Origin of the sequence: Stenotrophomonas maltophilia R551-3, from assembly GCF_000020665.1 — a bacterium.
Taxonomy (GTDB): domain Bacteria; phylum Pseudomonadota; class Gammaproteobacteria; order Xanthomonadales; family Xanthomonadaceae; genus Stenotrophomonas; species Stenotrophomonas maltophilia_L.
In genome coordinates this window covers 268,363-291,380 of sequence record NC_011071.1, presented here as the reverse complement: position 1 = coordinate 291,380, position 23,018 = coordinate 268,363, and the positions used below count along the sequence as shown (strand labels likewise).

The 23,018-nt window shown below is 66.9% G+C and carries 27 protein-coding genes and 1 tRNA gene; 5 read left to right on the top strand and 23 right to left on the bottom strand.

Features of this window, described 5'->3' with window-relative positions:
* Positions 1-40: 40 nt before the first annotated feature.
* From SMAL_RS01240 to SMAL_RS01230, 3 genes are all read right to left on the bottom strand, one after another.
* Positions 41-973, bottom strand: a complete 933-nt coding sequence (locus SMAL_RS01240) for an MBL fold metallo-hydrolase (RefSeq protein WP_004137180.1) — start codon at positions 971-973, stop codon at positions 41-43.
* 155 nt (positions 974-1,128) lie between these two features.
* Positions 1,129-1,431, bottom strand: a complete 303-nt coding sequence (locus tag SMAL_RS01235) for a hypothetical protein (RefSeq protein WP_012509782.1) — start codon at positions 1,429-1,431, stop codon at positions 1,129-1,131.
* A 138-nt stretch (positions 1,432-1,569) separates the two neighbouring features.
* Positions 1,570-2,862, bottom strand: coding sequence for a tryptophan--tRNA ligase (locus SMAL_RS01230; RefSeq protein WP_004137142.1), 1,293 nt, complete (start codon positions 2,860-2,862; stop codon positions 1,570-1,572).
* 108 nt (positions 2,863-2,970) lie between these two features.
* Between SMAL_RS01230 and SMAL_RS01225 the strand changes: the two genes are divergently transcribed.
* Positions 2,971-3,771 carry a hypothetical protein gene (locus SMAL_RS01225; protein ID WP_012509781.1) on the top strand — a complete coding sequence of 267 codons (801 nt, stop codon included), beginning with the start codon at positions 2,971-2,973 and terminating at the stop codon, positions 3,769-3,771.
* 73 nt (positions 3,772-3,844) lie between these two features.
* On the opposite strand, the gene SMAL_RS01220 is transcribed toward SMAL_RS01225, so the two are convergent.
* From SMAL_RS01220 to birA, 10 genes are all read right to left on the bottom strand, one after another.
* Positions 3,845-4,066, bottom strand: coding sequence for a CsbD family protein (locus tag SMAL_RS01220; protein ID WP_004137109.1), 222 nt, complete (start codon positions 4,064-4,066; stop codon positions 3,845-3,847).
* A 203-nt stretch (positions 4,067-4,269) separates the two neighbouring features.
* Entirely contained in the window at positions 4,270-4,407 is a 138-nt protein-coding gene (locus SMAL_RS01215; RefSeq protein ID WP_008266021.1) for an entericidin A/B family lipoprotein, read from the bottom strand.
* 162 nt (positions 4,408-4,569) lie between these two features.
* Positions 4,570-5,490 (bottom strand): arginase, encoded by a 921-nt coding sequence (rocF, locus tag SMAL_RS01210; RefSeq protein ID WP_004137058.1) that lies wholly within the window; start codon positions 5,488-5,490, stop codon positions 4,570-4,572.
* 256 nt (positions 5,491-5,746) lie between these two features.
* Positions 5,747-6,232, bottom strand: coding sequence for a hypothetical protein (locus tag SMAL_RS21000; protein WP_157628455.1), 486 nt, complete (start codon positions 6,230-6,232; stop codon positions 5,747-5,749).
* 60 nt (positions 6,233-6,292) lie between these two features.
* A complete protein-coding gene (locus SMAL_RS01200; protein WP_012509780.1) occupies positions 6,293-6,595 on the bottom strand; it encodes an addiction module antidote protein in 303 nt (100 codons plus the stop codon).
* 58 nt (positions 6,596-6,653) lie between these two features.
* Entirely contained in the window at positions 6,654-6,941 is a 288-nt protein-coding gene (locus tag SMAL_RS01195) for a type II toxin-antitoxin system RelE/ParE family toxin (RefSeq protein ID WP_012509779.1), read from the bottom strand.
* A 183-nt stretch (positions 6,942-7,124) separates the two neighbouring features.
* Positions 7,125-7,200: transfer RNA gene (locus SMAL_RS01190), tRNA-Thr, on the bottom strand.
* Between the two features lie 40 nt (positions 7,201-7,240).
* Positions 7,241-8,089, bottom strand: coding sequence for an SPOR domain-containing protein (locus SMAL_RS01185; RefSeq protein WP_012509778.1), 849 nt, complete (start codon positions 8,087-8,089; stop codon positions 7,241-7,243).
* 9 nt (positions 8,090-8,098) lie between these two features.
* A complete protein-coding gene (locus SMAL_RS01180; RefSeq protein WP_012509777.1) occupies positions 8,099-8,830 on the bottom strand; it encodes a type III pantothenate kinase in 732 nt (243 codons plus the stop codon).
* Complete coding sequence (gene birA, locus SMAL_RS01175) at positions 8,827-9,795, bottom strand: bifunctional biotin--[acetyl-CoA-carboxylase] ligase/biotin operon repressor BirA (RefSeq protein WP_012509776.1); 969 nt, start codon at positions 9,793-9,795, stop codon at positions 8,827-8,829. The genes SMAL_RS01180 and birA overlap by 4 nt, the downstream gene beginning before the upstream one ends.
* A gap of 144 nt (positions 9,796-9,939) precedes the next feature.
* Here birA and SMAL_RS01170 point away from each other — a divergent pair, with 144 nt between their 5' ends.
* Positions 9,940-10,224 (top strand): hypothetical protein, encoded by a 285-nt coding sequence (locus tag SMAL_RS01170; RefSeq protein ID WP_012509775.1) that lies wholly within the window; start codon positions 9,940-9,942, stop codon positions 10,222-10,224.
* The gene (locus tag SMAL_RS01165; protein ID WP_012509774.1) at positions 10,191-10,979 is read left to right on the top strand and encodes a M90 family metallopeptidase; all 789 of its coding nucleotides are present in this window, start codon (positions 10,191-10,193) and stop codon (positions 10,977-10,979) included. Before SMAL_RS01170 ends, SMAL_RS01165 begins: the two co-directional genes overlap by 34 nt.
* Before the next feature lie 93 nt (positions 10,980-11,072).
* Here the strand turns inward: SMAL_RS01165 and SMAL_RS01160 are convergent, their stop codons facing one another.
* The 6 genes from SMAL_RS01160 to SMAL_RS01140 all read right to left on the bottom strand — a co-directional run bounded on the left by SMAL_RS01160 (position 11,073) and on the right by SMAL_RS01140 (position 17,114).
* Positions 11,073-12,497, bottom strand: a complete 1,425-nt coding sequence (locus SMAL_RS01160; RefSeq protein ID WP_041864616.1) for an ATP-binding protein — start codon at positions 12,495-12,497, stop codon at positions 11,073-11,075.
* A gap of 25 nt (positions 12,498-12,522) precedes the next feature.
* The gene (locus SMAL_RS01155; protein WP_004136763.1) at positions 12,523-13,206 is read right to left on the bottom strand and encodes a response regulator transcription factor; all 684 of its coding nucleotides are present in this window, start codon (positions 13,204-13,206) and stop codon (positions 12,523-12,525) included.
* A 73-nt stretch (positions 13,207-13,279) separates the two neighbouring features.
* Positions 13,280-13,654 (bottom strand): hypothetical protein, encoded by a 375-nt coding sequence (locus tag SMAL_RS01150; protein WP_005407693.1) that lies wholly within the window; start codon positions 13,652-13,654, stop codon positions 13,280-13,282.
* Between the two features lie 212 nt (positions 13,655-13,866).
* Entirely contained in the window at positions 13,867-14,898 is a 1,032-nt protein-coding gene (gene dusA, locus SMAL_RS01145; RefSeq protein ID WP_012509772.1) for a tRNA dihydrouridine(20/20a) synthase DusA, read from the bottom strand.
* A 177-nt stretch (positions 14,899-15,075) separates the two neighbouring features.
* Positions 15,076-15,513 carry a hypothetical protein gene (locus SMAL_RS20995; RefSeq protein ID WP_157628454.1) on the bottom strand — a complete coding sequence of 146 codons (438 nt, stop codon included), beginning with the start codon at positions 15,511-15,513 and terminating at the stop codon, positions 15,076-15,078.
* A 146-nt stretch (positions 15,514-15,659) separates the two neighbouring features.
* On the bottom strand, positions 15,660-17,114 hold the full coding sequence (locus tag SMAL_RS01140; RefSeq protein ID WP_012509771.1) for a SulP family inorganic anion transporter: 1,455 nt from the start codon (positions 17,112-17,114) through the stop codon (positions 15,660-15,662).
* A gap of 218 nt (positions 17,115-17,332) precedes the next feature.
* Here SMAL_RS01140 and SMAL_RS01135 point away from each other — a divergent pair, with 218 nt between their 5' ends.
* Entirely contained in the window at positions 17,333-18,313 is a 981-nt protein-coding gene (locus SMAL_RS01135; RefSeq protein ID WP_041864615.1) for a cation diffusion facilitator family transporter, read from the top strand.
* A gap of 111 nt (positions 18,314-18,424) precedes the next feature.
* Positions 18,425-18,850, top strand: a complete 426-nt coding sequence (locus tag SMAL_RS01130; protein ID WP_012509769.1) for an organic hydroperoxide resistance protein — start codon at positions 18,425-18,427, stop codon at positions 18,848-18,850.
* Positions 18,851-18,985: 135 nt separating this feature from the next.
* Here the strand turns inward: SMAL_RS01130 and mmsB are convergent, their stop codons facing one another.
* The 4 genes from mmsB to SMAL_RS01110 are packed head-to-tail and all read right to left on the bottom strand — an operon-like array spanning position 18,986 to position 23,005.
* Positions 18,986-19,876 carry a 3-hydroxyisobutyrate dehydrogenase gene (mmsB, locus tag SMAL_RS01125; RefSeq protein WP_004136647.1) on the bottom strand — a complete coding sequence of 297 codons (891 nt, stop codon included), beginning with the start codon at positions 19,874-19,876 and terminating at the stop codon, positions 18,986-18,988.
* Positions 19,873-21,048 (bottom strand): enoyl-CoA hydratase/isomerase family protein, encoded by a 1,176-nt coding sequence (locus SMAL_RS01120; RefSeq protein WP_012509768.1) that lies wholly within the window; start codon positions 21,046-21,048, stop codon positions 19,873-19,875. Before SMAL_RS01120 ends, mmsB begins: the two co-directional genes overlap by 4 nt.
* The gene (locus tag SMAL_RS01115; protein ID WP_012509767.1) at positions 21,045-21,842 is read right to left on the bottom strand and encodes an enoyl-CoA hydratase; all 798 of its coding nucleotides are present in this window, start codon (positions 21,840-21,842) and stop codon (positions 21,045-21,047) included. The genes SMAL_RS01120 and SMAL_RS01115 overlap by 4 nt, the downstream gene beginning before the upstream one ends.
* Complete coding sequence (locus tag SMAL_RS01110) at positions 21,839-23,005, bottom strand: acyl-CoA dehydrogenase family protein (protein WP_004136621.1); 1,167 nt, start codon at positions 23,003-23,005, stop codon at positions 21,839-21,841. The genes SMAL_RS01115 and SMAL_RS01110 overlap by 4 nt, the downstream gene beginning before the upstream one ends.
* Positions 23,006-23,018: the final 13 nt, after the last annotated feature.

The window sequence follows — 23,018 nt, the reverse complement described above, 5'->3', positions numbered from 1 at the left end:
GGCGCAGCCTGGGCCAACGTCATCCACGCATGGCGTGGATCTACCTGCTGATGCGATCCAGCCAGCAGGCCAGGCCTTGGGCGTTGAGTTCGATGTCCATCGCCAGAACAGCGGTCACCGCGGCATCGTCCAGCGCGCAGCCATGCAGCTGTGCACGTTCCAGGTACAGCGCCTGCAGTGCGGCCAGCAGGCAGCGGTGGCGATCCGGTCGGCCATCGCACTGGCGGCCGATGGCGGCCATCGCATCGATCTGCTCGAACAGGTCGTCGGCCAGTTTCTCCACCGGTTCCACACGACCGTAGTGGGTCAGGTACATCGCTTGCGGGCCGTAGCCCAGCATGCGCCGGATCGAGGCCTTCATCGCCTCCGGATCGAACTGCACCGGCGATGAGGTGGGGAAGATGAAAGCACCCTGCGCACTATCCAGCTCGCGGTAGGAGATACCGAACGTATCGCCGGTGAACCAGCTGCGGCTGCGCGCATCCCACACGCAGTAGTGGTGCAGTGCATGGCCCGGCGTATGCAGCAGCACCAGCTCGCGGCCGGCCAGATCGATGCGGCGGCCGTCTTCGGCCACCACCACACGGTGCTCCGGAATCGCCTCGATGCGACCATAGCTGCGCGCGATCTCTTCGGCGCCGTACACCGCGGTGGCGCCGGCAATCAGCCGGGTCGGATCGATCATGTGCGGCGCGCCGCGCGGATGCAGCACCGCCTTCGCGTTCGGCAGCTGCTGCATCAGCAGGCCTGCACCGCCTGCATGATCCAGATGCACGTGGGTGAGCAGCAGCCAGTCCACCGCTTCCACACCCAGACCGGCGTCCGCCAGCGCCTGCAACATCGCCGGTACCGACAGGCCGGTGCCGCAGTCGACGAACGCGGCGCGGCCGTTTTCAACGATCAGATACGCCGCGTCGAAATCCGGGCGCTGGAAACCGGTATCGATGGTGTGGATGCTGGGGTCGGCGGTCATTGGCACGCACCTGGCAGGATCGGGAACAGACACCCATGGTAGGCGCGCAGGCAGCCCAGGTTCGATGCGGCTTTGGTCGGTAGTGCCGGCCGCTGGCCGGCAACCTCGGGGCAGCCAGGTGAATACAGTTGCCGGCCAGCGGCCGGCGCTACCGATCAGTCGCAGCGCAATGCGAACCGCGGCCGCAGCAACAGGGCCAACACCAGCACCGCCAGGAACGCGCCGTAGGCATACAGCACCGCCAGCACCTGCGGCCAGATCGGGCCGGCGCCGGGCTGCACCAGGCCGATGTGGTGGCCCCAGAGCATCGCCAGGATGCTCAGCAGCAATGCCAATGCCAGGGCAGCACCATCGAACAGGCGCCGTCGCGCGGTACGCGGCTGGCGCGGGAACAGCCAGTACAGGCTGCCCAGCAACAGAAACCAGGGCAGGAACAGCAGCAGCGACAACCAGGCCATCGCAGACTCCATGTCATCGCGCCGGCGGCGCGCGGACATCATGCCATGACCTTCGTTCACGGGTAGTGCCGGCCGCTGGCCGGCATTTCCGGGAACCTGGGGAACGTGCAGTTGCCGGCCAGCGGCCGGCACTACCCCTTACGCTTCGCGCAGCATGGCCAGGGCGGCCAGCACGGCATCGACCTCGGCGTCCAGCTTGAACAGATCGCTCTGCAGCTGGTCGCCCTGCTCAGCCTGCTTCAATACGGCGATCAGCTGGCCGGCATCGCGCGGCGAATCGAAACCTTCGCTCTGGATCAGCAGCGTGCCGTCACCGGCGGTCAGCTTGAAGTAGAAGCGGCCATCCTTTTCGCGGTACTGCTTGAACAGCGGCGGTGCCACGCGGGCCACGCCGGCGTCCTCGCTGGCGATGTCGCCCGCGCTGGACAGGTCACGCAGACCCACCGCATGGCGCAGCTCGTCCAGCAGCGGGGCCGCCAGCTGCTCGCGCAGCTGCTGGCCACGGCGCTTGAGCAGCGCTTCAATCTTCTCCGGCTCGGCCATCAGCGCGTTGTAGCGCTCGCGCAGCGGCGACAGCTCGCTGTCGATGCGCTCGAAAAGCTGCTGCTTGGCATCGCCCCAGCTGATGCCGGCAGCGAACGCCTTGGCGAATTCCGCGGTCTGTTCCGGGGTGGCGAACGCCTGGTACATCTGGAACAGCGCCGAGCCCTCGGTGTCCTTCGGCTCGCCCGGTGCGCGCGAGTCGGTCAGGATCGAGAACACCAGCTTCTTCAGCTCTTCGCGCGGCACGAACAGCGGAATGGTGTTGTGGTAGCTCTTGCTCATCTTGCGGCCGTCGAGGCCGGCCAACGTCGCCACCTGCTCGTCGATCACCACGTCCGGCAGCGGGAAGTACTCCTTGCCGTACACGTGGTTGAAGCGCTGGGCGAAGTCACGCGCCATCTCGATGTGCTGGATCTGGTCACGGCCCACCGGTACCTGGTTGGCCTTGAAGATCAGGATGTCGGCCGCCATCAGCACCGGGTACATGAACAGGCCGGCGCTGACGCCTGCGTCCTCGTCCACGCCTTCCTCGCGGTTCTTGTCCACCGCCGCCTTGTAGGCATGCGCGCGGTTGAGGATGCCCTTGCTGGCAATCGCGGTCAGGAACCACATCAGCTCGGTGGTCTCGCGGATGTCGCTCTGGCGGTAGAACCACACGTGTTCCGGGTCCAGGCCGCAGGCCAGCCAGCTGGCCGCGATCTCCAGGGTCGCGCGCTGGGTGCGCTGCGGGTCCTGCGACTTGATCAGGCTGTGCAGATCGGCCAGGAAGAAGAAGCTCTCGATCCCCGGCGCGCGGCTGGCCGCGATGGCCGGACGGATGGCGCCAACGTAGTTGCCCAGGTGGGGCGTGCCGGAGGGGGTGATGCCGGTAAGGACTCGGGTCGTCATGACTGCGTGGGGTAACCTTCGATGAACGGGGCCAGTTTACCTTGCACGCCACCAACCCCGTCAGGGCCTGCGGCGCGTTCATTCACGCAACCCCGCTGGAGACGCCCGATGAAACGCCTGCTGCCCCTGCTGCTGATCCTGCCCCTGGCCGGCTTCCGTCCGGCTCCGATGCCGCCGCCGGTGTACGAGGGCGGCCCCGTGCGCATGGCCCTGGTCGACCGCGACCGCGGTACTGAACTGCGCGCCTACCCGGCCGACGGCCAGCGCTGGGTGGCCGGCGAACGCGGCCACCGCTACGCCGTGCGCCTGTACAACGACAGCCCGCGCCGGGTGCTGGTGGTGCTGTCGGTGGACGGCGTCAATGCCATCTCCGGCGAGGATGCCGATCCCTCGCAGACCGGCTACGTGCTCAACCCCGGCCAGCGCGCCGACATCACCGGCTGGCGCAAGAGCCAGGACGAAGTGGCGCAGTTCGTGTTCAGCAGCCCCAGCGGCAGCTATGCCAGCCGCACCGGCCGCCCAGACAATATCGGCGTGGTGGGCGTGGCGGTGTTCGAGGAAGCGCGACGCTGGTACCCGCAGCCGATCCTGCGCCGTGGCCTGCCAGCACCGGCCCCGGCGGCCGAAGCAGCGGCCGATGCCAGCGCCAGCAACAGCCGCATCGAGGGCTACGCCAGCAAGTCGCAGTCGCCAGCGCTGGGCACCGGCCACGGTGCACGCGAGCAGTCTTCGGTGCGCGATACCGACTTCGAACGCGCCAGCCGCAGCCCGGCGCAGGTCCTGCAGCTGCGCTACGACAGCGCCCGCAACCTGCGCGCACGCGGCATCCTGGTGGACTCCCCCTCCCGCCTACCGCGCGAACCGCAGGCGTTCCCCAACCGCTACGTGCCGGACCCGCCGGCGCGTTGATCGCCCCCTGCAGACAACACAACGCCCGCAACCTCACGGTGCGGGCGTCGTGTTATGGGGGAAACCGAAGCGCTTACTTGTAGTCCGGGTAGTCCTTGCTCACGCTGTCCTGGAACTCACGGACTTCCTTCTCAGCGCGGTCCTTGGCCCAGCCATAACGTTCCTGCAGGCGACCGGCCAGATACTCGGCATTGCCCTCGGCCACATCGAAATCGTCGTTGGTCAGATCGCCCCACTTGGCCTGGGCCTTGCCCTTCAGCTGCGACCACTTGCCGGAAATGATGTCTTTGTTCATTGCTGGGAATCCTTGGTTGCAACGGCGTTCTTACCGTGGCTCCAGCTTCGCGCAGTGGCCGTTGAAGACCGGTCAACCTGCAATGAAATACATGCTCACCTGCTTGAATGGTTCACTCCGCTTCGACAGCACGCAGCGAATAGCGCGCACAAAAAAAGGCCGGGGATGTCCCCGGCCTTTTTTCTTTTCGCTGCGTGCCGGTCTTACCGGCCCTTGGCGGTGTCCTCAACCTTCTCACCAGCCTTCTGCACGTCCTTGCCGGCACCGGCAATGGTGTTGCAACCGGCCAGCAGGGCCACCGAGAACATCGACAACAGCATCAGGGCAACTACGCGCTTCATGGGCTTCTCCTTGGGTTTGCCGCTACACCGCTTCATTCGCGGATGGGATTGTTTCGCTCGGCGGGAGAAGGCCAACACCCACCACCGCCGCGTGAAGTGCAATCTGGCGGCAGTGGCGTGGAGCGCGTGTGAACGGATCACAGATTCGTTCAGGCGGCGCCGTCAATCGCGCATCAGCGTGGACTTGCCGAACAGGCTTTCGACCAGGTCCACGGCCAGTTCGGCAGTGGCATTCTGCTTGTCCAACAAGGGGTTGAGCTCGACGATGTCCAGCGAACCCATGCGCCCGGTGTCGGCGATCATTTCCATCACCAGCTGCGCCTCACGGTAGTTCACCCCGCCCGGCACGGTGGTGCCCACGCCCGGTGCGATGCTCGGGTCGAGGAAGTCGACATCGAAGCTGACATGCAGATGGGTGTTCTCGTCGATGCCGGCCAAGGCGGCTTCCACGGTGCGCTTCATGCCGTTCTCGTCGATGTAGCGCATGTCATAGACATCCACCTTGTGGGTCTTGATCAGGCGCTTCTCTTCCGGGTCCACCGAGCGGATGCCGATCTGGTGCATCTGCGCCGGGGTGATCGCCGGCACGGTGCCACCGAGGCGGGTCAACGCATCCGGGCCGAGGCCGCACAGGCAGGCCACCGGCATGCCGTGGATGTTGCCCGACGGGGTCACGTCGCTGGTGTTGAAATCCGAATGGGCATCCAGCCACAGCACGCGCAGGGTCTTGCCCTGTTCGCGGCACCAGCGCGCCACCGCAGTGATCGAACCGATGCCCAGGCAATGGTCGCCACCGAGCATGATCGGCATGCGGCCGGCCTGCAGTTCGGCGTAGCTGGCTTCCATCAGCGCATGGTTCCACGCCACCACTTCATCCAGATGGCGGTAGCCTTCCACCGGCGCGGTCCACGGGTTGCGCGGGCCATCCAGGTTGCCCAGGTCGCGCACGTCCACGCCGCGCGCCTCCAGCGCCTCCGGCAGGCCCGCCACGCGCAGTGCTTCCGGCCCCAGCCGGGCACCACGATGGCCCGCACCCACATCGGTGGGAACGCCAATCAGGGATACGGAAATGGGATGGGCCATGGGTGCCTCCTGCGGTGGGGAAAAAGAAGCACAGTCTAGCCAGAGCGGTGTGACACCACTCGCGGCGGTGCAGCAGGGCGATCACATGGCATGATGCCGCGCGGACCCGACCGTCCTTCATGGAAGATTGCGATGTCGCCCTTCATCAATACCGCTTGGCCGCAATACAGAACAGTGGGATCCCCAACGTACAGGTTCAGCGCGTCACTACCCCGGCTATCGAATCAGGCAGACCCGCTCCTGGGATGAGCACACCCTATCCAAACCTGAAACCTGTTCTCGTTGAGCTGCAGCTGGACGAAGTAGATTCGCGCGGCGGCGCTGTTGCAGAGATGATCGACTCCACCGCGCGCCCCATGGCGCTTTCGATAAGCCCCGAACTCATGTGGTAGAGCTTCGTGCTGAATGACCGTGCCATCACCCGGATCACGCCTGGCACGCGGGCACAGTGCGCGATCTCATTCGTCAACCATGACGGTGCGAAAGAGGTATTCCCCTGTGGCACGTTGGCCGCCTTCGGAGACGGATCGTCGACCAAGGGGTTGATCCGCATCATCCGGTTTGATTGAGCCTGTTCGCGCCTGACGTCTTGAGCTGGCAACGGTTGACAAGCAATGCATCGATGCGCCGCGTGACACACGAGCTGCTTCGAACCAGAATGGCCCAACGACTCCTCCTTTGCTGCGTCATTGAATTGACTCACCTGCTCGGGACGAAAAACCGCCGAAAGGCGGTTTTTCATGTTCGTTCCACCGCCTTTGCGACCGGCGTTGTGCCGACGCATCAAGATCGGCGCATGTGCTTATGCTGCGCTGGCATGCAGGCGAACACCCAAGGCGCGGGTCACTTTGAGGATGGTCGCAAAATCAGGGCTGCGCTCGCCCGACAGTGCGCGATACAGACTCTCACGCGAGAGGCCCGCCGCTCGTGCGACCTTGCTCATCCCTTGAGCGCGCGCGATGTCGCCGAGCGCCTTGGCAATGAACGCAGAATCGCCATCGCTTTCTTCGATGCAGGCATCGAGATAGGCCGCCATCTCCTCCGGTGTGCGAAGGTGCTCGGCCACGTCAAATGCTTTGAGTTCAACTTTCTTCTTGATGACCATGATGGGACAGCTCCAGTACTTCGGTATTGAGTCGTTTCACCTGCAGCCCGTTCGACGCCTACAGGGCACGCGCAATCTCCCTGGCCTTCTCGATATCGCGTTGCTGTGAACCCTTGTCGCCGCCAGCCAGCAGAATCACCCACTGCCTGCCGCGCTGGGTGTAGTACACGCGGTAACCCGGTCCCACATCGATGCGCAGTTCGGAAACGCCATCGGCCAGATAGCGGTGATCGCCCAGATGGCCTTCGCTGAGCCGACCGATGCGGGCCAGGATGCGAGCGCGCCCGGTTACGTCCTTGAGAGCGTCAATCCATGTCGCGAACTGACGGGTACGCTGGATCTTCATGGATGACTGTAGCCTACAGGCTACACATTCTCAACCCTGCGGAACGCGCTCGGGGAAATGCACGGCGATGGATCACGCCCCGGATAGAAGATCAGCAGCGAAAGAAGGAAGGAGACGCGACAGGGAGCAGTGCTCGACCAACGTCCGTGCCGCGGCTGTGCGGGCACAACTACAGTTGCTTGATGGTGCCGCTTATCCGAATCGAACGGATGACCTACTGTTTACAAGACAGTTGCTCTACCAACTGAGCTAAAGCGGCATGGGTGGATCACCGGCGGCAGCGCCGCGGTCCGGGGATTCTAGCGCAACCGCGTGCATTCCAGCGACCGGCTCTGTGCCGCCCCGCTGCGCTGCTGGGCCTGAGCCGGCTGCGTGCCCGCCGCCAGCTGCCCTTCCAGCCACCACTGGCCGGCGTCGCCGCTGGCGACCAGGCGCGGCTGGAAGCCCGCGGCCTGCACCGCTGCCATGCGGCGCTCGGCGCCTTCGCGGTTGCGGTACTGGCCCAGCGCCACGGCGTTGATGTCCTCGCCCTGGCTGATGATGTAGTAGTCGCTCAGGCCGGCGGCGACGATGCGCTTCACCGTGGCCTGGGCTTCTTCGCGATTGGCGGCGGCCGGCAGCATCACCCGGAAACGTGCGCTGCCGCTGGCAGCAGGCTGTTCGCGCAGGCGCACTTGGCTGAGCACAGTACTGGCCTTGCCTTGCGCACTGGTCGCGGCGGCGCGGTCGGCGAACGGGCCCAGCGCGATGCAGCGCGGCGGCTCGGCAGCCACGGGCGGGGTTACGGGTTTTTCCGGCGCTGGGGCCGGTGCAGGCGGTGTTCCCGGCTTGGCAGCGGCAGCAACCGGCGTAGCCTCAGCCACCTGCGGCTTGGCGACCTCCGGCTGAGCCGGCGTAGCTGGTGCAGGCGTGGCAGCCACAGCCGTCTTCGCCGCCGGTTCGCGCTCCATCAACGGCGCGGTCGGGGCGGCAGCACTGGCTTCGGCAGCGGCAGTCGCATCCACACCTCCCGGCACCCAGCGCAACTCGGCCACGCCAGCCGGTTGCGGCGGCGGCGCGGGCGGTTGCGGTGCATCGCGCAGCAGCCACCAGCAGGCGACGCCAAGATTGAGGATGGCCAGTACGACGATCAGGGCACGGGTCAGCATGCGCGGATACTAGCCTGCGGGCTGGTGCACCGCCCAGCGGGCGAGGCCATCCAGCACCAGCGACGGGTGGTAATCGGCGCCGGGCAGCAACGGCATCAGCGCCGGTGCGCCACCACCGTGCACCAGCAGCGACGGTGCCACGCCCAGCAGCGCGTGCGCCTGCTGTGCACTGCGTTCGATCAGCGCCACGGCCGCGCCGTCGCAGCCGGAGGCCAGCGCGTCGGCAGTGTCGTTGGCGAACTCGCTGTAGTCACCACCGGTAGCGGGCAGCTGCACGGCACGGGCGTGCAGCGCTTCGCGCATGGTGGTGGGCGATGCGGAAATGCGCCCGCCGTGATGCTGGCCATTGGCGTCGAGCAGATCAATCGTCAGTGCGGTGCCCACGCCGACCACCAGCACCGGGCGCTGCGCCTTGGCCGCAGCCAGCAGGGCCAGGAAGCGGTCGACGCCGAATTTTTCCGGCTTGGCATAGGCAATGCGCACGCCCGCGCATTCGGCGCTGGTGCGCACGACATGCACGTGCTCGAAGCGGCGCTGCAGCTGGTCCAGCATGGCGCTGGTCAGCGAGGGTGCGGCCACGCTGGCCACGAACGCGGTGGTGCCGCTGGGCAGGCTGTGCGGCGGCTGTCCGGCCATGCCTTCGGCGCCGTGCGCCCAGGCCTGCACGTCGCCGGCGCGGTCACCCTGCAACGGCGCGAACTTGAAGCGCGAGTTGCCCAGGTCGAACAACCAATCGCTCATGCCGCCCTCACGCTGACTTCGCCGGCGTGCAGCAGGCGTTCCTGGCCATCGATGCGCACGCGCAGTGCGCCGTCGTCAGCCAAGCCAAGTGCGGTGCCGTGCTGCCACTGCCCGTCCAGTTCCACGCGCACTTCGCGGCCAGCCAGCATGTCGAATGCGGCGTAGCGCGGCAGGAACGGAGCGAGGCCTTCGCGATCGAATTCTTCCAGCGCCGGCAGCAGGCGCGTCAGCACGGCAGCAACGACCACGTTGCGGTCCACCGGCTTGCCGGCCAGCGTGTCCAGGTCCACCCACGGCTGGGTGATCTGTTCGGCGAACGACGGCGGCATGTGTGTGTTGATGCCGATGCCGATCACCGCGCGTGCCGGGCCGGCGTATTCGCCACCGCCCTCGGCCAGCAGGCCAACCAGCTTGCGACGGCCATCGACGATCAGGTCATTTGGCCACTTCAGCTGGGCCTGGGTGTAGCCCAGATCGTGCAGCGCTTCGGCCACGGCGATGCCCGCCACCAGGCTCAGCCCGGCGAGGCGGCCGAGGCCACCGGAGTACAGGCGCAGCACCGACAGGTAGATATGCGCGGCCAGCGGCGAGGCCCAGGCACGCCCACGACGGCCACGGCCACCGGTCTGGCGTTCGGCCAGCAGGACGCTGACCCCGCGCTGGGGCGCGCTGCAACGCAGCAATTCGGCGTTGGTCGAGTCCACCGTCCAGGCTACCTGCAGGTCGTGCAGCAGCGGCAGAACCCCGGCCGGCAGACCGGCACGGATCGCATCCGGGTCCAGCAGGTCGACCGGGCGGGTCAGGCCATAGCCTTCGCCAGCGCGGCCCTCGACATCCACACCGGCGGCCCTAAGCCCTTGAATACGCTTCCAAATAGCCGCCCGGGTCTGGCCCAGCTCACGGGCCAGGGCGTCGCCGGACAGGCGACCGGCAGCGAGTTTGGCCAGCAATTGGCGATCGTCCACGGCAGCTTCCACGAAGTCAGGAAGGAATTATGCGGGAAAGCCGCCAGCGACGCCCGCCACGCTGGGTTCCGCAGGGGCTTCCAACTGGGCGCCGGGTTCGGGCTAGAATCGGGAACTCACCCTCCCTTAACGTGGATGTCGTCAATGCGCCGTTATGCCCATTGCCTGATCCTGCTGATGATGCCCTTCGCGGCGTCTGCGACAGCAGCGCTGGACGACAGCCGCGGCGCCTGCGTGTCTTCCAACGGTGATGCCGCCTCGCAGCGCGCACCGACCGCAACCACCTCGGCAGCCACCACCAAGCCGGCACCGGTACGCCCGGCCGCCAGCAGCGCCACCAGCACCGGTGGCGGTGGCAGCGACGACGACGTGCTGCAGCGCATCCGCGCACCGAAGTGGCACAGCTACCTGCCGGGAATGTTCCGCTGATCAAGTCGTTGCTGCAGTGGCTGCGGCCTGCGCCGCGGCCGATCGACAATGCACTTTGGGATGACGCCTGCCGCCGCGCGGCCTGGCTGCACGGACTGGACGACGAACGCCGCGCACGCCTGCGCGTGCTGGCCACGCGCTTCCTGCATGAGAAGACCATCACGCCGATCGGCGAGCTGCAGCTGCAGGCCGGCGATGGCGTGCTGCTGGCGGCGCTGTGCTGCCTGCCGTTGCTGGAATTCGGCGAAGTGGGCCTGGAAGGCTGGTCGCAGCTGATCGTCTACCCCGATGCATTCCGCGTACACCGCAGCCACATGGATGCGGCGGGCGTACTGCATGAGTGGGATGACGAACTGATTGGCGAGTCGTGGGACAGCGGTCCGTTGATCCTGTCCTGGGCCGATGTGCAGGCCGACCTGGCGGCGCCGCACGAGGGCTACTGCGTGGCGGTGCACGAGATGGTGCACAAGCTGGATGCGCTGGATGGTGCGATGGACGGCACGCCGCCACTACCGCGCGAATGGCAGCGCGAGTGGGCAGCCACCTTCCAGCGCGCGTACGACGCCTTCTGCGTGCAGGTGGATGCCGGCGAGGAAACGTTGATTGATCCGTATGCGGCCGAGGCGCCGGAAGAGTTCTTCGCGGTGGCCAGCGAGTACCACTTCTCGGCCCCGGATCTGCTGCAGCAGGCGTTGCCGGAGGTGGCCGCGCAGCTGCGGCGGTTCTATGGCGAGCCGCCGAAGATGGTGGATTGATTCATTCGTTCGCCGGGCATGGCCCGGCGCTACCTTGGGTGCACGTCGACCGGTAGCGCCGGGCCATGCCCGGCGGATCAGGTTGCAAGAGGCTTACGGCCCCGGCGGCAGCTGCACTTCGAAGCGGGCGCCGCCGAGTTCACTGGAACGGCCCACGGTCAGCTCGCCGCGGTAGTCCTTGATCAGGTCCTGCACGATCGACAGGCCGATGCCGTGGCCCTGCACGCGCTCGTCGCCACGTACGCCACGCTGCAGCACCTTGCCGATGTCGTCCGGGGCGATGCCCGGGCCATCGTCGTCCACCGCCAGCAGCAGGCCGGCACGGCGTGCGTTCGGTGCCGGCAGCGGCTGCGCGGTCAGCAGCACGCGGCGGTTGGCCCACTTGAAGGCATTCTCCAGCAGGTTGCCCAGCAGTTCCTGCAGGTCACCCGGTTCGCCGTGGAAGCGCGCGGCCGGGTCGATATCGAATTCGCACAGCACGCCCTTCGAGGCGTAGACCTTCTCCAGGCCACGCACGATTTCCTCGGCGTTGGATTCAATCGGCAGCGGCGCGGAGAACAGCTTGTGACCCGACGACGCCGCACGTGCCAGCTGGTAGGAGACAAGGTTGTTCATGCGCTGCAGCTGCACGTCCAGTTCCTCGCGCAGCGCGCCGTCGCCCGCGCCGCTGTCCATCTGCGTGCGCAGCACCGCGATCGGTGTCTTCAGGCTGTGCGCGAGGTCGGCCAGGGTGTTGCGTTGGCGCTCGAGATTCTCGCGCTCGCTTTCAATGAAGGCGTTGATGCTGTCGGTCAGCGGTTCCAGCTCGCGCGGGTGGCGCTCGCTCATGCGCGCGGTCTCGCCACGCTGCACCTTGGTCAGCTCGGTGATCACGCGGCGCAGCGGGCGCAGGCTCCACTGCAGGATGACGGTCTGCAGCAACAGCAGGATCAGGCCGATGCCGCCCAGGTAGAACCACACCCGGCCACGGAACACACGCAGCTGCGCACCCAGCGCGCGTGAGTCTTCCATCACGTAGATGGTGTACGGGAACTCGGTGGCGGGATCGGCGTCGGCGTCCCACACCAGGCCCAGGCCATAGCGGTACACCGAGCCCTGGCTGCCGTCGATCTGGATCATCGGCAACGGGCCTTCGAACACTTCCTGGCGCGGCGCCAGCAGGCCGCCGCCGACGGTGGGCAGCATCGGGCCTTCGGCGGACATCGAATTGCCCTTGCCGTGCGGCATCACCACCTGCAGGTACAGGCCACTGCCGGGTACGTCGAAACGTGAATCCGGCGGCTGCTCGCGGATGTACAACGAGCGGTCGCGGGTGAAGTCGATGCCGGCCGCGTAGGCGGTGGCGTAGTTCTTCAGGCGCTCACGCAGGTTCGCCTTCGCCGTATCGGCGAAGGCGGCATCGAGCGCGTAACCGGCCAGTGCCAGGAACGCGACCAGGCCCACGGACGCGGCGAGCATCTGGCGCGCCTGCAGTGAGCGCGGCCGCCAGCGTCGGAAGAACCACAGACGGCCGGACATCATGGTATCGCCAGGGTGAGCCGGCTCAGCCCTCGTTGCGCGGAATCGCGAAACGGTAGCCGCGTCCGCGCACGGTCTCGATCGGCTTCAGCTCGCCATCCGGGTCCAGCTTCTTGCGCAGGCGGCCGATGAAGACCTCCAGCACGTTCGAGTCGCGGTCGAAGTCCTGCTGGTAGATGTGCTCGGTGAGGTCGGCCTTGGAGACCAGTTCACCGGCATGCATCATCAGGTACTCCAGCACCTTGTACTCGTAGCTGGTGAGGTCGACATTGCTGCCGGCCACACTGACGGTCTGGGCGGCGAGATCCAGCGCAACCGGGCCGCATTCCAGCGTCGGCTTGCTCCAGCCAGCGGCGCGGCGCAGCAGCGCATTGACGCGGGCCAGCAGCTCTTCGACGTGGAACGGCTTGACCAGGTAATCGTCGGCACCCTGCTTCAGGCCCTCGACCTTGTCCTGCCAGCTCGAACGCGCGGTCAGGATCAGCACCGGGAACTTCTTGCCTTCGTCCCGCAGGGCCTTGATCAGCTCCATGCCCGACATCTTGGGCAGGCCGAGGTCGATGATGCCGACATCGAACGGGACTTCGCGCCCCATGTAGAGGCCTTCCTCGCCGTCCTGCGCAGCATCGACGGCAAAGCCTTCGCGCTTGAGCCGGGCTGCCAGGGTCTCACGCAGCGGGGCTTCGTCTTCGACCAGAAGGATACGCATGAACTCTCCCTAGTGTCCTGGGTGTGGCCCGGAGGCCTGTGGGGTACGGGTTGATAGCGACGACTATCCCTGTTCAGGGGTTATCGCCGCGTAGTGATGACATATCCGACCGCGGCGTGCGCGGCTGTGAACGCGACGGCGCAGGGTCGTCCATGTAGCGGACCCGGCCCCGATCGTCCATGTACTTCACCCGGTTGATATCACGACCATCGAACGGCACGCGCTCGGCGCCGAGGATGTGGCCGCCGGTGGTGCGCTGCACGCGGCGCACGGCATCGGACAGCGAACGCTCGTCGCCACGGCCACCGCGCTCACCCCGCTCCATCATCTCCGCCCGCCCCTGGTCGCCGCGCGGCGGCTGTTGCGCCAGCGCCGAAGACAGCGGCGCAGCCGCCAGCACCACGCAGGTGGCCAGGGCAATGCGGCGATGGAAGGGAGCGGAAGACATCAGTGCGATCCTAGCCGAGCACGGCGATTCGTTCAAAAGTCGTAAATCCGGCGCCGGGTTCGAAACCCAGCGTTTTACAAATCTTTTGCAAATTCTTGGTTTACAGCGGTGAATCCGGTCTGAACTTTTCCGGCTTCAACTCCAAGTCGTTCAGCTAAGTGAACATTCGGGACGAATCGCCGCCCCTTGTCAAGTCAGGAATGTGACTGCGGTCACGCTACGGCGCGATCAGATGCACGTTCGGTGACCGCCAGCGCCTGCTCGATCAGGCGCCAATCGGCGCCCGGGCGGTGTGCGCCCTCGCTCAGCACCTGGCGGAATGCGCGGCCGCCGGCCTGGCCGTGGAACAGGCCAAGCACGTGGCGGGTGATGTGCTTCAGCGCCAGGCCTTCGCCCAGCCGCGCTTCCACATAGGGCCGCAGCGCGCGCAGCAGGTCGCCACGGGCCTGCAGCGGGGCGCCGGTATGCAACGCCTCCAGCTGATGCAGCAGATAGGGATCGTGGTAGGCCGCGCGGCCCAGCATCACGCCATCGACGTGCACGGCCTGCGCCTGCACCGCCTCGAGGCTGGCCAGGCCGCCATTGAGCACCACCGGCAGTGCCGGGCGCTCCTGCTTCAAGCGGTAGGCCCAGTCGTATTTGAGCGGGGGAACCTCGCGGTTCTCCTTCGGCGACAGGCCCTTCAGCCACGCGTTGCGCGCGTGCACCACCACCATCGCCGCACCGGCGGCGACCTGGCGGTCGACGAAGGCGGCGAACACGTCGTAGTCGTTGTCCTCGTCCACGCCCAGCCGGCACTTCACCGTCACCGGGATATCAACCGCATTGACCATGGCCGCCACGCACTCGGCCACCAGCGCCGGCTCGCGCATCAGGCAGGCGCCGAAGCGGCCGGCCTGCACACGATCAGACGGGCAGCCGCAGTTGAGGTTGACCTCGTCATAGCCCCACTCGGCAGCGATACGTGCGGCCTGCGCCAGCAGGGCCGGATCACTGCCACCCAACTGCAGCGCCAGCGGCTGCTCGCTGCGGTCGAAGCCGAGCAGGCGCTCGCGGTCGCCGTGGATGACCGCGTTGGCGTGCACCATCTCCGTGTACAGGCGCGCACCCGGCGCCAGCACGCGATGGAACACGCGGCAGTGGCGGTCCGTCCAGTCCATCATCGGGGCAACGGACAGGCGCAGGGAATCGGCGTAACGGGCGGTGGCGGACGTCATCGGGGTGTTGATCGTGGAGACTGGCATTGCCAGTGAGATCAATAGTTTACACCGGGCGGCTGAATGCGCCCGGTCAGCCGCGCGGCGAGCGCCGGTTGGGCCCGGCTCCGGCTGGCGGCCAGGGCGGCCAGGGCGGGCTGGGCGGCGGCGACAGCGGCTCGCAGTATTTTTGAGGGCTGGCGTCTGTTCTGCCCAGAGCACTGCCTAGGTGCTCCGCAGGTGCCATCCATAGTCGGTCTGCTGCCAGTGTGCGTCCTGACCATCTCCGGCCCATGCGAACGTCCATGTCTCGCTCCCGCGTCCGGGAAGATCGTTGGTGATGGCGATCTTCTCGCCGGGCGCACCACTGTGGGGAAGCACGAGGGGGTGGGCGTTCGCCGACAGATATGGATCCTTCCGCCGATCGCAACGATGTCGAACGGTCAGTATCCCTAGCGCCAGAGTTCTTCGATGGGCGTTTTCGCGTGAATCCAGCCATTGGGCAACTGCGATCGCCTCAGCACTCCCCACGCGATACAGCATGGTTCGTTCCACAGCGGCAGAGAGGCGATCCAACGCTGCCAATCCAGGCCACGTCGTCGAACCGAGCGCCAACGCAAAGGCCAGCAGGCACTTGAATGACAGCGAGGGCTTCGACTTCATCGATGCATCTTCCCCTGAAGAACGCAGAATCGCGCGCCTTCAACCTGCTTGGCTCTCGAGGCTTTAGCAATGAGAAGAGTTGCAATTTGTCCCACCATGCCGCGCTCGCCGGGCATGGCCCGGCGCTACCAGCATGCCGTACGCGATCAATGCCGCCCGCGCGCACCACCCACCTGTTCGATCAACGTCTGGCTGGCCGCATTGAGCCCCACCACCGTCACCTCCGCACCATGCGCGGCCAGCTTTTCCTGCGCCCGCTCCAGCGCGGCCACGGCAGTCAGGTCCCACAGGTGCGCATCGCGCAGATCAATCAGCACCTTCGGCGCCACGTGCTGGTAATCGAACGCCGCACCCAGCTGCCCTGCCGAGGCAAAGAACACCTGCCCGCGCACGCGGTAGACCTGCGTATCACCGGCATCGTCGCGCTGCACATCCAGCATGCGACCAACCTTTCGCGCGAAGAACAGGGCCGATAGCAGCACACCGCTGAGCACGCCCTTGGCCAGGTCGTGGGTGGCTACGGTGACCACCACGGTCAGCAGCATCACTGCTGACGAACTGCGCGGATGCGTGCGCAGGTCGCGCAGCGAGCGCCAGCTGAAGGTGCCAATGCTGACCATGATCATCACCGCCACCAGCGCCGCCATCGGGATCTGCCGCACCAGTTCGCTGCCGTACACCACCAGTATCAGCAGGAACACGCCGGCCACCAGGCAGGACAGGCGGCCGCGGCCACCGGAGGTCACGTTGATCACCGACTGGCCGATCATCGCGCAGCCGGCCATGCCGCCGAGGAAGCCGGTGACCGTATTCGCCACGCCCTGGCCGACGCATTCGCGGTTGCGCTCGCTGGGCGTTTCGGTGATGTCCTCGACGATCTGCAAGGTCATCATCGATTCAAGCAGGCCGACCACGGCCAGTGTGGCCGACACCGGCAGCAGAATGCGCAGCGTCTCCCAGGTGAGCGGCACATCGGGCAGCAGGAAATGCGGCAGGCTGTCGGGCAGCTGGCCCATGTCGCCGACGCTGCGTACGTCTACGCCGAAGCCGATCACCACGGCGGTCAGCACCACAATGGCCACCAGTGGCGACGGCACCGCGCGGGTAATGCGCGGCAGCAGGTAGATGATCGCCAGCGCGGCGGCGCACAGCACGTAGACCGTAGGGCCGCGACCGATCAGCTCGGGCATCTGTGCCAGGAAGATCAGGATCGCCAGCGCGTTGACGAAACCGGTGATGACCGAGCGCGAGACGAAGCGCATCAACGAGCCGAGCTTGAACACACCGGCCAGCACCTGCAGCAGGCCGGCCAGGATGCTGGCGGCGAACAGGTACTGCAGGCCGTGGTCCTTGACCAGGTCGACCATCACCAGCGCCATCGCACCGGTGGCTGCGGAGATCATGCCGGGGCGGCCGCCAGCGATGGCGGTGATGACGGCAATCGAGAACGCGGCGTACAGGCCGACCTTGGGGTCGACGCCGGCGATGAGCGAGAACGCGATGGCCTCGGGAATCAGGGCCAGGGCGACGACGATGCCGGACAGCAGGTCGCCACGGATGTTGCCAAGCCATTGCTGGCGCAGGGGGTAGGACGTTTGCATGGGAAAGCTCCGCGCGCAGGCGGGCGTGGCCGCATGGCGCTGCAGTGGAAAGACACGGGTTCCTGAGCCGGGAAGGCCGGCTGCCGATGTGCGGCAAGGGTCAGGGTGGCGTGATCACTGCAGGCGGACGTCGGTACGTGGGAGGCGCGCAGTCTACGGGAAGCGGCCCTACGGGGGTAGAGCGGTTGGCCGGCGAAGGCAGCGAAACGCAGCGGAGCATGGCTCCGCTCTACAATCACAGCATGGCCGCCGACCACACGCACTTCTTCGACCCCGCCACCGAACAGGGCGTTCTGCGCCTGTCGATCGCCGGCGCACTGCTGCTGGCCGCTGCGGCCGTGGTGTTCGGCCTGCTGGCCAATTCCTCACTGATCATCTTCGACGGCATCTATGGTCTGATCGACGTGGTGATGACCTGGCTGTCGCTGTTGGTCGCGCGGCTGATCGCGCTGTCCACGCAGACCGATGCGCTGCAGTCGCGGCTCAACCAGCGCTTCACCATGGGCTTCTGGCACCTGGAACCCATCGTACTGGGGGTGAGCGGCACGCTGATGATCGGCGCGGCGCTGTATGCGCTGGTCAATGCGGTGGATGCGTTGATGTCCGGTGGTCGCCACATCGCGCTGGGCCCGGCGATCATCTTCGCCGGCCTGTCACTGGTGGCCGAGAGCGCGCTGGGCTGGTTCGTGCTGCGCGCCAACCGCCGCATCGGTTCGGAATTCATCGCGCTGGATGCCAAGAACTGGGTGGTCGCCGCCAGCATGTCCGCCTGCTACATGGTCGCCTTCCTCGGCGGCGTGCTGGTGCAGGGCACCTCGTGGGCCTGGGTGGGGCCCTATATCGACCCGGCCATCCTCGCCTTCGTCTGCGTGCTGGTGATGATCGCCCCGCTCGGCACCGTGCGCCGGGCGCTGGCCGGCATCCTGCTGGTCACCCCGCCGGAACTGCAGGCCCATGTGGATGCAGTGGCACGCGGGATCGTGGCCAAGCACGGCTTCGTCGAGCACCGCAGCTACGTGGCCCAGGTGGGGCGTGGCGAGCAGATCGAGCTGTTCTTCGTGGTGCCGGAAAACGACCCGCCGCGGCCTCTGGTGGAATGGGACCAGCTGCGCGACGAGATCGGCGATGCGCTGGGCGAGGCCTCGCCGGATCGCTGGCTGACCATCATGTTCACCACCGACCGCGAGTGGACGATCTAGGCCAGCAGGACGATCGATCAAGTTTTTCGTACGCATTGCAACCCAACGTACGCGAAAACCGGGCAAAGTAGGCTCCAACGCAACACCCACCCACCGACCAGGAGCATCCCGATGTCCATCGAAAAGGTTCTGTACACCGCCCAGGCCACCTCCACCGGCGGCCGTGAAGGCCGTTCCGTCTCTTCCGACAACGTGCTGGACATCCAGCTGTCGACCCCGCGCGAGCTGGGCGGCGCCGGCGGCCCGGGCACCAACCCGGAACAGCTGTTCGCCGCCGGCTACTCGGCCTGCTTCCTGGGCGCGCTGAAGTTCGTCGCCGGCCAGGCCAAGGTCGCGCTGCCGGCAGAGACCACCGTCACCGGCAATGTCGGCATCGGCCAGATCCCGACCGGTTTCGGCATCGAAGCCGAGCTGACCATCAACGTGCCGGGCGTGCCGCGCGAGCAGGTGGAAGACCTGGTGCAGAAGGCGCACATCGTGTGCCCGTACTCCAACGCCACCCGCGGCAACATCGACGTGACGCTGATCGTTGCCTGATGCGGCCGGGGTCAGAGCCCTTTCGCCTTGCGAAAGGGATCCGACCCCAAAAAAATGGGCGGATGCCGGTCGAAACCATGCATCCGCCCATCCCACCCCGGGTGGGCCCCGGCACGTGGCCGGGGACGCATTCGCTTACTTCTCGCTCGTAATGAGCTGCACGACGCTGGAGAAATCCAGCTTGCCGCGGCCAGCCTGGTGATTCATCGAGTACAGGTTGCGGGCCACTTCGCCCAGCGGGATCGAGGCGCCGACACTCATCGCCGCTTCCACCGCCAGACCCATGTCCTTGAGCATCAGATCACTGCCGAAGCCGCCGCTGTAGCCGCGCGAGGCCGGCGCATTTTCCAGCACGCCCGGCCACGGGTTGCACACTTCCGTGGCCCAGCTGCGGCCGGTGCTGACCGCCATCATCTGCGACAGCACCTTCGGGTCCAGCCCATGCGCCACGCCAAGGGCGATGGCCTCGCCGGTGACGGCCATGATCACGCCCAGCGCCATGTTGTTGCACAGCTTGGCGACCTGGCCGGCACCACTGGCGCCCACGTGGAAGATGTTCTTGCCCATCGCCTGCAGCACCGGGCGCGCGCGTTCCAGCGCGTCCTCCTCACCACCGACGATGAAGGTCAGGGTGCCGGCCTGGGCACCGGCGGTACCGCCGGACACCGGTGCGTCGATCATCTGCAGGCCACGTGCGGCAGCGGCTTCAGAGACCTTGCGGGCGCTGGCCGGTGCGATCGTGCTGCAGTCGATGACCAGTGCGCCGGCCGGAATCGCGGCAAGAATGCCGTCATCGCCCAGGTACACGCCTTCGACGTGGCGGCTGGCCGGCAGCATCGAGATCACCACCTCGGCATCGGCCAGGGTTTCGCGCGCCGATGCGGCCGCGCTGGCGCCGGCATCGACGGCGGCCTGCACCGCGGCCGGGACCAGATCGAACACGCGCACGGTATGGCCGTTCTTGACCAGATTGGCGGCCATCGGGCCACCCATGTTGCCCAACCCGATGAATGCAATGCGGCTCATGCAAGGCTCCTTTCAACAAGGGGAGTGCCCAGGTCGGCCAGCGGATGCGCGGCATCGGCCCAGGGGGAAGCGAAGAAGGTGTCGGCCCACGCGCCGGTGGCCTCGGCCAGGGTGGCCGGGTTCCACTGCGGATTGCGGTCCTTGTCGATCAGCAGCGCGCGGATGCCTTCGGCGAAATCACCGTGGGCGGCGCAATGCAGGGCGACGATGTACTCCAGGCGGTAGATTTCGGCCAGGTCCTGGCCGGCACTGCGGCGCTGCAGTTCGTACGACAGCCTTGCCGAGCCGGGTGCACCGGCGGCGAGGGTCTTCTGTGCGGCCTGCAGCCAGGCATCGTCGGTCTGCAGACCAGCAATGCGCGCGACGATGGCCTGCAGCTCATCGCCTTCGCACAGCGCCTCGACCTGCGCCGCATTGGCCAGCAGTGGACCGGTGGCGGCGTCGCTGGCATGCGACTGCAGCAGATGGCTGAGGCGTTCGTGGTTGTGTGCGGCGTTGCTGGACCACGCGACCTGCAGCAGCGCATCGAACACCGCGCTGCGGCGTTCTTCGGCCACATGCACGTCGGCCAGGCCGGCGTAGATGGCGTCGCCCGGGTTCAGCAGCGCGCCGGTCAGGGCCAGGAACAGGCCGCCCTTGCCCGGCACGCGCGGCAGCAGCCAGCTGCCACCCACATCGGGGAACAGGCCGACGGTGATTTCCGGGAAGGCCAGCTTGGAGCGCTCGCTGACCACGCGGTGGCTGGCGCCGGACATCAGGCCGATGCCGCCGCCCATCACGATGCCGTGGCCCCAGCACAGGATCGGCTTGGCGTAGGTGTGGATGAGGTAATCGACGCGGTATTCAACGTCGAAGAACTCGGCGGCGTAGTCGTTCTCGCGGATGTCGCTGCGGCCGGCCTCGCGGAAGGCGGCCATGCTCTTGTACAGGCTGTGCAGGTCTCCGCCGGCGCAGAACGCCTTTTCACCGGCGCCCTGCAGCACCACCATGGCGATGCCGTCGTCGTCAGCCCAGGCATTCAACTGCTTCAGCAGCAGGTGCGCCATCGGCAGCGAGAAACCGTTGAGCGTACGCGGCGCATTGAGCGTGGCGATGCCGATGCGCGTGCCGTTGCCGGCTGCGCGCTCTTCGAACAGCACCGGTGCGTCATCGGCAGCGGTGTCGGTGCTCATGCGTTCTTCCACTGCGCGGCGCGCTTTTCCAGGAAGGCGCTCACGCCCTCGACCTGGTCGGCGGTGTCGAACAGGTCGACGAAGGCTTCGCGCTCGGCCACCAGCGCCGAGGCGTGGGTGCCGGTGCGGGTGGCCTGCACCAGGGTCTTGCAGGCGGCGATGCTGGTCGGGCTCTGCTTGCCGGCCTTGGCCGCCCATTCCAGCGCCAGTGCCTTGGCTTCGCCCTTGCCGACCTTTTCTTCGGCCAGGCCAATCCGCAGTGCGGTCTCGGCGTTGATGCGCTCGCCCAGCAGGATCATGCGCTTGGCCCAGCCCTCGCCTACCAGGCGCGGCAGGTTCTGGGTGCCACCGGCGCACGGCAGCAGGCCGACGGTGGCCTCCGGCAGCGCCACCTGGGCGTGGTCTTCGATGATGCGCAGGTCGCAGGCCAGCGCACATTCCAGGCCACCGCCCATGGCGTAGCCGTTGATGGCGGCGATGGACACGCCACGGAACGCGGACAGCGCTTCGAAGGCTTCGCCGAAGCGGCGTGCGGCTTCGCGTGCGGCGGCCTTGTCGCCCGAGGCGAACTGGTTGAGGTCGGCACCAGCGGAGAAGAACTTCTCGCCATCGCCGGTGATCACCAGCGCGTAGATCTCGCGGTCTGCGTTGAGCGCGCCCACCAGGTCGCGCAGCGCTGACAGGCTGTGCACGGTCCAGGTATGCGCCGGCGGGTTGTGCAGGGTGATGACCGCGGTGTGGCCATCGGCCTCGACCTTCAGGCCCACGTGTTCCTGGGTACGCCAATCCTTCATCGCAGTTCCTCTTCGGTGTTGAGCAGGTGACGGGCAACGATCACCCGCATGATCTCGTTGGTGCCTTCCAGGATCTGGTGCACGCGCGAATCGCGCAGCAGGCGTTCGATCGGGTATTCGCGGATGTAGCCGTAGCCACCGTGGATCTGCAGTGCTTCGTTGCAGATGTTGAAGCCAGCATCGGTGGCGAAGCGCTTGGCCATCGCGCACCACACGTTGGCATCGCTGGCGCCGGCATCGAGCTTGCGCGCGGCGGTGTGCACCATCTGCCGTGCGGCCACCAGTTCGATGGCCATGTCGGCCAGCTTGAACTGCAGCGCCTGGAATTCGGACAGGGTCTTGCCAAACTGACGGCGCTCGCCCATGTAGCGGCGTGCGGCATCCAGCGCCCCCTGCGCAGCGCCCAGCGAGCAGGCGGCGATGTTGATGCGGCCGCCATCGAGCCCCTTCATCGCCAGCTTGAAGCCGCCGCCTTCCTCTCCCAGAAGGTGGCTGACCGGCACGCGGACGTTCTCGAAGGTGATGCCGCGGGTGGGCTGGCTGTTCCAGCCCATCTTCTCTTCCTTGCGGCCGAAGCTGATGCCCGGCAGGTCGGCCGGCACCGCGATCGCGCTGACACCACCGGCACCGGCACCACCGGTACGCGCCATCACCACCAGCAGTTCGGTGGCACCGGCGCCGGAAATGAAGGCCTTGGAGCCGTTCAGCACATAGAAGTCACCGTCGCGCACGGCGGTGGTCTTCAACGAGGCCGCATCGGAACCTGCACCCGGTTCGGTCAGGCAGTACGAGGCCAGCTTGCTGCCCGAGGACAGATCGGTTCCCCACGCGTCGCGCAGCGCCGGCTGGCCCCACTTGGACACCATCCACGACGCCATGTTGTGGATGCTGATGTACGCCGCGGTCGACGGATCGACGTTGGCGAGCTCCTCGATGACGACGGCGGCGTCCAGTCGGCTCAGGCCGCTGCCGCCCACTTCCGGGTCCATGTACAGGCCGCAGAAGCCCAGTTCACCGGCCTTGGCGATCGCCTCGCGCGGAAAGATGCCCTCCGCATCCCATCGCGCGGCGTGCGGCGCCAGTTCGGCCTGTGCGAAGTCGCGCGCCGCCTCGCGGTACGCCTGCTGCGCTTCTTCCAGTTCCGTCGTCATCGAGTGGCTCATGGCTGCTCCTGCC

What these genes read in the sequence shown, in the direction of transcription:
- SMAL_RS01240 (WP_004137180.1), bottom strand. Translation starts at nt 973, where the DNA reads ATGACCGCCGACCCCAGCATCCACACCATCGATACCGGTTTCCAGCGC.
- SMAL_RS01235 (WP_012509782.1), bottom strand. Translation starts at nt 1,431, where the DNA reads ATGGCCTGGTTGTCGCTGCTGCTGTTCCTGCCCTGGTTTCTGTTGCTG.
- SMAL_RS01230 (WP_004137142.1), bottom strand. Translation starts at nt 2,862, where the DNA reads ATGACGACCCGAGTCCTTACCGGCATCACCCCCTCCGGCACGCCCCAC.
- SMAL_RS01225 (WP_012509781.1), top strand. Translation starts at nt 2,971, where the DNA reads ATGAAACGCCTGCTGCCCCTGCTGCTGATCCTGCCCCTGGCCGGCTTC.
- SMAL_RS01220 (WP_004137109.1), bottom strand. Translation starts at nt 4,066, where the DNA reads ATGAACAAAGACATCATTTCCGGCAAGTGGTCGCAGCTGAAGGGCAAG.
- SMAL_RS01215 (WP_008266021.1), bottom strand. Translation starts at nt 4,407, where the DNA reads ATGAAGCGCGTAGTTGCCCTGATGCTGTTGTCGATGTTCTCGGTGGCC.
- rocF (WP_004137058.1), bottom strand. Translation starts at nt 5,490, where the DNA reads ATGGCCCATCCCATTTCCGTATCCCTGATTGGCGTTCCCACCGATGTG.
- SMAL_RS21000 (WP_157628455.1), bottom strand. Translation starts at nt 6,232, where the DNA reads ATGAAAAACCGCCTTTCGGCGGTTTTTCGTCCCGAGCAGGTGAGTCAA.
- SMAL_RS01200 (WP_012509780.1), bottom strand. Translation starts at nt 6,595, where the DNA reads ATGGTCATCAAGAAGAAAGTTGAACTCAAAGCATTTGACGTGGCCGAG.
- SMAL_RS01195 (WP_012509779.1), bottom strand. Translation starts at nt 6,941, where the DNA reads ATGAAGATCCAGCGTACCCGTCAGTTCGCGACATGGATTGACGCTCTC.
- SMAL_RS01185 (WP_012509778.1), bottom strand. Translation starts at nt 8,089, where the DNA reads ATGCTGACCCGTGCCCTGATCGTCGTACTGGCCATCCTCAATCTTGGC.
- SMAL_RS01180 (WP_012509777.1), bottom strand. Translation starts at nt 8,830, where the DNA reads ATGAGCGATTGGTTGTTCGACCTGGGCAACTCGCGCTTCAAGTTCGCG.
- SMAL_RS01170 (WP_012509775.1), top strand. Translation starts at nt 9,940, where the DNA reads ATGCGCCGTTATGCCCATTGCCTGATCCTGCTGATGATGCCCTTCGCG.
- SMAL_RS01160 (WP_041864616.1), bottom strand. Translation starts at nt 12,497, where the DNA reads ATGTCCGGCCGTCTGTGGTTCTTCCGACGCTGGCGGCCGCGCTCACTG.
- SMAL_RS01155 (WP_004136763.1), bottom strand. Translation starts at nt 13,206, where the DNA reads ATGCGTATCCTTCTGGTCGAAGACGAAGCCCCGCTGCGTGAGACCCTG.
- SMAL_RS01150 (WP_005407693.1), bottom strand. Translation starts at nt 13,654, where the DNA reads ATGTCTTCCGCTCCCTTCCATCGCCGCATTGCCCTGGCCACCTGCGTG.
- dusA (WP_012509772.1), bottom strand. Translation starts at nt 14,898, where the DNA reads ATGCCAGTCTCCACGATCAACACCCCGATGACGTCCGCCACCGCCCGT.
- SMAL_RS20995 (WP_157628454.1), bottom strand. Translation starts at nt 15,513, where the DNA reads ATGAAGTCGAAGCCCTCGCTGTCATTCAAGTGCCTGCTGGCCTTTGCG.
- SMAL_RS01140 (WP_012509771.1), bottom strand. Translation starts at nt 17,114, where the DNA reads ATGCAAACGTCCTACCCCCTGCGCCAGCAATGGCTTGGCAACATCCGT.
- SMAL_RS01135 (WP_041864615.1), top strand. Translation starts at nt 17,333, where the DNA reads ATGGCTCCGCTCTACAATCACAGCATGGCCGCCGACCACACGCACTTC.
- SMAL_RS01130 (WP_012509769.1), top strand. Translation starts at nt 18,425, where the DNA reads ATGTCCATCGAAAAGGTTCTGTACACCGCCCAGGCCACCTCCACCGGC.
- mmsB (WP_004136647.1), bottom strand. Translation starts at nt 19,876, where the DNA reads ATGAGCCGCATTGCATTCATCGGGTTGGGCAACATGGGTGGCCCGATG.
- SMAL_RS01120 (WP_012509768.1), bottom strand. Translation starts at nt 21,048, where the DNA reads ATGAGCACCGACACCGCTGCCGATGACGCACCGGTGCTGTTCGAAGAG.
- SMAL_RS01115 (WP_012509767.1), bottom strand. Translation starts at nt 21,842, where the DNA reads ATGAAGGATTGGCGTACCCAGGAACACGTGGGCCTGAAGGTCGAGGCC.
- SMAL_RS01110 (WP_004136621.1), bottom strand. Translation starts at nt 23,005, where the DNA reads ATGAGCCACTCGATGACGACGGAACTGGAAGAAGCGCAGCAGGCGTAC.